The 6,180-nt window shown below is 72.4% G+C and carries 6 protein-coding genes; 3 read left to right on the top strand and 3 right to left on the bottom strand.

The window, feature by feature from the left end; genetic code table 11:
- Together R6V09_RS12035 and R6V09_RS12030 are read left to right on the top strand one after the other, a co-directional pair.
- The coding region (locus R6V09_RS12035; protein ID WP_317881379.1) for a LuxR C-terminal-related transcriptional regulator at positions 1-1,564 on the top strand (1,564 nt) is incomplete at its 5' end.
- 66 nt (positions 1,565-1,630) lie between these two features.
- Complete coding sequence (locus R6V09_RS12030; RefSeq protein ID WP_317881378.1) at positions 1,631-1,933, top strand: TetR/AcrR family transcriptional regulator; 303 nt, start codon at positions 1,631-1,633, stop codon at positions 1,931-1,933.
- Between the two features lie 43 nt (positions 1,934-1,976).
- Here R6V09_RS12030 and R6V09_RS12025 read toward each other — a convergent pair whose 3' ends face one another.
- Together R6V09_RS12025 and R6V09_RS12020 are read right to left on the bottom strand one after the other, a co-directional pair.
- Positions 1,977-2,639: an HAD family hydrolase gene (locus tag R6V09_RS12025; protein ID WP_317881377.1), complete on the bottom strand. Its 663-nt coding sequence runs from the start codon at positions 2,637-2,639 to the stop codon at positions 1,977-1,979.
- A gap of 85 nt (positions 2,640-2,724) precedes the next feature.
- Positions 2,725-3,927: an MFS transporter gene (locus tag R6V09_RS12020; RefSeq protein WP_317881376.1), complete on the bottom strand. Its 1,203-nt coding sequence runs from the start codon at positions 3,925-3,927 to the stop codon at positions 2,725-2,727.
- A gap of 90 nt (positions 3,928-4,017) precedes the next feature.
- Between R6V09_RS12020 and R6V09_RS12015 the strand changes: the two genes are divergently transcribed.
- Positions 4,018-4,779, top strand: a complete 762-nt coding sequence (locus tag R6V09_RS12015; RefSeq protein ID WP_317881375.1) for a DeoR/GlpR family DNA-binding transcription regulator — start codon at positions 4,018-4,020, stop codon at positions 4,777-4,779.
- A gap of 92 nt (positions 4,780-4,871) precedes the next feature.
- Here R6V09_RS12015 and R6V09_RS12010 read toward each other — a convergent pair whose 3' ends face one another.
- Positions 4,872-6,173, bottom strand: a complete 1,302-nt coding sequence (locus tag R6V09_RS12010; protein WP_317881374.1) for a HEAT repeat domain-containing protein — start codon at positions 6,171-6,173, stop codon at positions 4,872-4,874.
- Positions 6,174-6,180 lie beyond the last annotated feature (7 nt).

The following is a 6,180-nucleotide window of genomic DNA, read 5'->3' as shown; positions in this document are numbered from 1 at the left end:
CGAGCTCAGCCCCGCCGAACCGGACAGGGCCCGGCGACTGCTGGCCGCAGCCGACCTCGCGCTGCCCGCAGGACAGGCCGACTGGGTACGCGAACTGGCGGGCCAGGTCCTCACGTTGACCTCCGACCCGGACCTGCGCATCGCCGCCCGGCTCGACATCGGCTGGTCGCTGCTGTGGTCCAACCGCGATGCCGACGCGTTCGACACACTCCTGTCCGTCGCCGCGGAGGCGTCCCCGAGGCGGCCGGACCTCGCGTGGCAGGCCGTCTGGATGGCCGCCACGGTCGCCCACCAGACCGGACTCCCCGAATTCCGCGCCAGGGCACGCGCCGCCCTCGACCTGCTCGACTCCCGCGACGGGCCGGCACCGGCGGCCGAGTACCGCATCTGGATCCGGGCCTGCACGGACCCGTACGGCGAACGGGCCGAGCTCGTCCCCCTCCTGCGCCGCACAGCGGAAGGAAAACCCCTCTCGGACCCGGGTACGTTCGGCGCGGCGGCCTGGGTCCTGGACGAGACCGAACTGGCGGTCAGGGTGCTGCGCGAAGCCCTCAGCCGACTGCGCGCCCCGGGCGTCCGCGGTGCCAGCGGCGGCGTGCTGTCGGCACTGGAATGGGCGTACGTCGACAGCGGACGCTGGGACGACGCACTCGCCGCCGCCCGGGAGGCGGCCGACATCGCCGCCGCCTACAAGATGGAGACCGTCGCGGGCTCGGCCGACCTCACCACGGCCGTCGTCGCGGCCATGCGCGGCGAACACGACCAGGTGGCACCGCTGCTGGCCCGCGTACGCGCCGCCGTGGACACCTCGGAATACCGCGGCTTCGCCGCCAGGATCTGGCAGACGGCAGGTCTGTCCGCGCTGGCCCAGGGCAACTACACGACCGCGTACGCGCAGCTCAGCCGCCTCTTCGCCGCCGACGGCACACCCCTGCACCACCACTTCTCCTACCTCGCCGTCGCCGATCTCGCCGCCGCGGCGGTGCGCGCCGAACGGCGCCTCGAAGCGCGTACGTTGCTGGAGCGCGCGCTGGCCCAGCTGGACCCCGCACCCGGCCCGCGCCTGGAACAACTCACGGCCCGCGCCCGCGGACTGCTCGCCGAGCCCGACAGTGCCGAAGCCCACTTCGCGGCGCCCCTGACCGACCGCACCGGAGACACCTGGCCGTTCGAACGGGCCCAACTCCAGCTGGACCACGGGGAATGGCTGCGCCGGCAACGCCGGATCAACGACGCCAAGCCCCTCCTCGTGACCGCGCTGGAGACGTTCCGCCGCCTCGGCGCGGCACCGTGGACCCGGCGCGCGGAATCCGAGCTGCGTGCCTGCGGCGTGACGGTCCAGCCCCCGCAGGCCGCCCCGGGCGCGCTGGACGGCCTCACCGCCCAACAGCGCGAGATCGTCGTCCTCGCCGGCCACGGCCTGACCAACGCCGAGATCGCCGACCGCCTGTTCCTGTCCCCCCGCACCGTCGCGTCACACCTGTACCGCTCCTACCCCAAGCTCGGCATCGCCGGCCGCCACCAACTCCGCGACATCGTCGACGAGGGGACCACCCCACGGTGAGCCTGTCGGCGACGGCCTCGCGGTCACTGATCATCCCCGTCGGAGTGGCCTGCCTATCCTGACCCGGTGACGACGAGCCCCGGTTCCCGGCCGAAGACGCGAGAGCGCATCCTCGATGCCGCGATGGACGTGTTCGCCGAGAAGGGCTTCAACGAGATGCCGACGGCATCCAGGGCCGGCTGCGCGAAGTCCACAAGAACACGTTCGTCGCCCCACTCCGAGCGCCTCACGGGCCCTGACGTCGAGGTCCGCACCGGGCTCGCCGGTGCGCTCGTCGGCGGGTTGCCGTACGCGCTCCGGGTGGTCGGCGACGAGAAGCCGGCCGCCGTCGACCACGAGAAAATCGTCGTCCGTCCCGTGTTGTCCTAAGACGCCGTGACCTGGTCATACTCGCGGTGTCCCAGATCAGGTGTCACTTCTCCGCGGGCCGTCGAGCGGGCAACCAGGTAGTGGGCAGCCAGGCAGCGGGCAACCAGGTGTCGATGACGGCTGTCAGCTCGTCGGGATCGGTGAAGACGTGTCCGTTCATGCCGGTGGCCCGCGCGGCGCGTACGTTCTCCTCGCGGTCGTCCACGAAGAGGAAGTCGGCCGGGGCGGCCCGCATGGCGACGACGCAGTGACGGAAGGCCGCCGGGTCCGGCTTCGCCGCTTTGATCTTCCCGGAGAACGCCACGAGGTCCAGATCGTGCAGCCAGGGCTGCGCGGCGAGGAAGGCGTCCGCGTGGTCCGAGGGGATGTTGGACAGCAGGGCGACCTCGGCGACGTCGCGGAGGGACCGGACGTAGGAGACCATCCGGTCGTCGACGCGTGACCAGCTGTCGATGTCGGTGAGGCGCAGTTCCTCGATCGTGTCGGCGTCGACGGACAGGGACAGCCGTCGCAGTACGGCGGTCCAGTACTCGGGCGCGGACTGCCGACCGGCGTCGTAGGGCGGGCGGCAGGCCCAGTAGGCCGTGGTGAAGGCGTCGGTGGGTGTGTGGCAGAGGGCGGCCATCCTGCCCTGGGCGCCCGGGTGTTGGTGGCGGGCGATGACCCCGAAGAGGTCGAACAGGACGATGCTGCGGTCGGTGGGCATGGTGAGGGTTCCTCCGGGTTCTGACGGCCGGGGCGAGGGGGGGAAGAGCCTGTGCGGCACGGAGTGAGCCGTGCCGCACAGGCGGTCAGTGGCCGCCGTGTGCCATCTCGCGCGTGCGGTCGGATTCGGTGCGCAGGACCCCGGCGGCCACGGCGGTGGTCGCGCACAGCAGGGTCAGCAGCAGGAAGGCGTGGTTCAGGGCGACGAAGTGGGTCAGCCAGCCGATGACGGCGGGGCCGGCGAGCATGCCGACGTAGCCGAGCCCGGCGACGCGGGAGACATTGGCCCCCGCGGCGGAGGGGTCGGCGTGCCCGGCCGCGCTGAACAGCTGCGGGACACAGCCGGACAGCCCCAGACCGAACAGCCCCCAACCCGCGAACGCGGCCCAGATCCACGGGGAGACGGCCACGATCGTGATGCCGACGGCAGCCGCCGCCGCGCCGTAACGCAGGATCGCCATGGACCCGAACCGGGCGACGAGGCGGTCGGCGAGCAGCCGGCCGATGGTCATGGTCGCCGCGAAGGTGCCGTACGCGAAGGCGGCGGTGCTCGCGGGTGCGCCGAGGACGTCCTTCAGGTGCAGCGCGCTCCAGTCGTTGGCGGCTCCCTCGCACAGCATGACCATCAGGGCCAGGGCGGCGAGGATCCAGATGCGCCCGCTGATGCCGCGGCGCTCGGCGGCCGGCGCCTGCTCGACCTGCCCCGCGGAATCGGCGTCGGCAGCGGTGGGTGTGGCCGGCAGCAGTGCGCGTGCCGACACCAGGGCGATCACGATGCCCAGGGCTCCCATGGCGGCCATGCCCGCGGCAGGGCTCAGACCGGCGCTCGCCGTGGCCGCTCCGACGAGTGCGGCGAGCACACCGCCGACCGAGAACGTGGCGTGGAAGGCCGACATGACGGGCCGTCCGTACGCCTTCTCCACGTGCACGGCGTGGGCGTTCATGCTCACGTCCAGGCAGCCGTTGAAGAAACCGAAGACCAGCAGGGCACCTGCCAGTGTCCACGGCTCCCGGGGAAGGCCGGGCAGCACCAGGGCCGCGCTGCACAGCACGCCGGTGACGGGGACGACCGTGCGCGCGCCGAGGGAGTCGGTCAGCCGCCCGGCCACCTGCATGCCGAGGAAGGCCCCCAGCCCCAGCAGCACCAGCAGTCCGCCGAGCGTCGCGTGACTGATGCCCACGCGCTCCTCGATGGCGGGGATGTTCACCACCCAGGTGCCCATCAGAGTGCCGCACAGGCTGAAGTAGACGAAGGTCGCCAGGCGGGCGGCTCGAAGCGAATGACTCATGCAAGCCACCATAACGAACATCAAGTGCGATTGAATACTGTCACTTCGCACACATTGAATGTTCGTTTCGGGTGGTGTTCAATCTGCGGCATGAGCAACGCAGACCGGCACGGGATGATCGCGCAGGCCGTCAGGGAGTCGGGAAGGACCACGGTCCAGGAACTCGCCGACCTGACCGGCGCCTCCGAGATGACCATCCGGCGCGACCTCGACACGCTCGCGGCGCTGGGCGTCCTTCAGCGCGTCCGCGGGGGCGCGCGCACCCTGCTGCTCAGGGGCGAGGAACCGCCCTTCGCGCTGCGTGTCCACGAGGCCGTCGATGCCAAGCGCCGGATCGCGGCGGAGGTGTCCTCGCTCATCGCCGACGGCGAGACCGTCCTCCTCGACAGCGGCACCACCTGCCTGGAGATCGCCCACCTGCTGCGCCGACGGCCGGTCACGGTGATGGCTCTGTCACTGCAGGCCATCCACGTACTCGGCGAGGGCCCGGGCCCGGCCACCCTGATGGTGCCCGGCGGGCAGCCGCGCGCCGCCGAGGGTGCCCTCACCGGCCCCCTCACCCTCACGTCCCTGGCGGCACTGCGCTTCGACACCGCCGTCATGGGCTGCTGCGGTCTGAGCGCGGCCGACGGCCTCACCGCCTACGACCTCGACGACGCGGCCGTGAAGAAGGCCGGCATCGCCTCCACGCGCCGCGTCGTCGTCGCCGCCGACGGCAGCAAGCTCGGCCACACCGCCTACGCCCACGTCGGCCCCGCCACACTCCTGCACACCCTCGTCACCGACACCACGGCACCCGCCGACGAGGTCACCGCACTCGAAGGCACCGGCATCGCCGTCAAGGCCGTCTGACAGGACGCGGGCCGACGTCTTCCGCCGCGAGCGGGCCGGGCGGCCGGCTGCCCCGGGCCGGGCGGAGCATCGGCGATCCCCGCCGCCGCCACTCAGATGCGGTAGGCGCCCGCCGGTACGCCATGGGCGACGCCGTACGGAGTCAGGGCGATGACGCCGGTGCCGCGTGACGGTGTGTCCGCGGTGAGGTCGAGCGGGCTTACGGCGCCCAGGGAGCGGGCGATGTCCGGGGCGAGGTCGTGAGCGGTCCAGCGCCACTCGTCCTCGTCGTCCTCGCTCTCCTGCGCGGCGTCCCAGTCGGGGCGCAGGCCCAGTTCCGTACGGCGGGTCCGTTCGTACGGCAGCGGGTCGCCGAGGGTCAGCCCCTCGTCCTCGGCCTCGCCGGTTTCGCCGTACCGCCGGATCACCGTGCCGTGCTCGGCCACGAGCCAGGCGGAGCCGTCGCCCCGGCCGCCGTAGTAGTAGGCCTGCGCCCGGCCGTAGCGGGCACTGAGCTCGGTGCACAGGCGCAGCACTTCCTCGCGGCGCTCCAGGCCGTGCGGGTCGCACCAGGCGCCCAGGACGAGGGTCCAGCCGTCGAGTTCCGGGGTGACGAAGACCCGTTCGTAGCCGGTGTGTTCGTCCGTGTCGCAGCCGTGGCCGTCGCTGTCGACGATGTCGTTGCCGAGCGCGAAGGTCACGGGGCGTGGGTCGGTCAGGCCGAGGGTGCGCATGATCCCGGCCTGGTCTCTGCCGGGGACGGCCATCCAGAAGTTCCAGCAGGCCCACAGCGGTTCGGGCCGATCTTCCGGGAGCTTGATGCGGACGAGCCGTTCGATCGCGGCCGTGTCGGCGGGCGACAGCGCCGGTTCGCCACCGAGTTCGGCGAGTACGGTCAACGCCCGCGCCCGCTGCCGGCCCGGCCCCCGTTCCCGGATGCGCCGGAGCAGCGGAATCACGTGCTCGCCGGTGTGGATCAGGGTGTCCTGGGCCTGCTGGGCGACTTCCTGGTCCGGGTCGCCGAGCAGCGGCAGCAGGAGGGCGGCGGACCGGCCTGCCTCCCCGCAGCGCGCGATCCCACGGACGGCGTGACGCCGCACGAGCGGCTCGGGGTGGGCGAGGGCCGCGGTGTACCGGTCGAGAACGGCCACGCCGAGCTGGGAGAACGCGAGACCGGCTCGTTTGCGGGACTCCTCGGTGGACGCGGAGACGAGCCCCTGGAGCAGACCGTCGAACCCCGCGTCCCCGATCCGCCCGAGCACGGCGCTGATCGGCCACCAGTCCACCGGGGACTCCGTGTCCATCACCTCCCGCACCAACCGCTCCACCCCGCCGGCGCCGAGCGTGACCAACGCGTCCGCTGCCGCCTCGTACCGGTCCGGCCTGCCGAGGTCTCGTATCAGGTCGGCGTTCACCACATGC

This window comes from Streptomyces sp. W16, assembly GCF_033194735.1.
Classification (GTDB): domain Bacteria; phylum Actinomycetota; class Actinomycetes; order Streptomycetales; family Streptomycetaceae; genus Streptomyces.
Note: the sequence above shows the minus strand (reverse complement) of the source record. Positions and strands in the feature narration are given on the sequence as shown.

Coding starts and splice junctions, on each gene's coding strand:
- R6V09_RS12025 (WP_317881377.1), bottom strand. CDS start 2,639: ATGCCCACCGACCGCAGCATCGTCCTGTTCGACCTCTTCGGGGTCATC.
- R6V09_RS12020 (WP_317881376.1), bottom strand. CDS start 3,927: ATGAGTCATTCGCTTCGAGCCGCCCGCCTGGCGACCTTCGTCTACTTC.
- R6V09_RS12015 (WP_317881375.1), top strand. CDS start 4,018: ATGAGCAACGCAGACCGGCACGGGATGATCGCGCAGGCCGTCAGGGAG.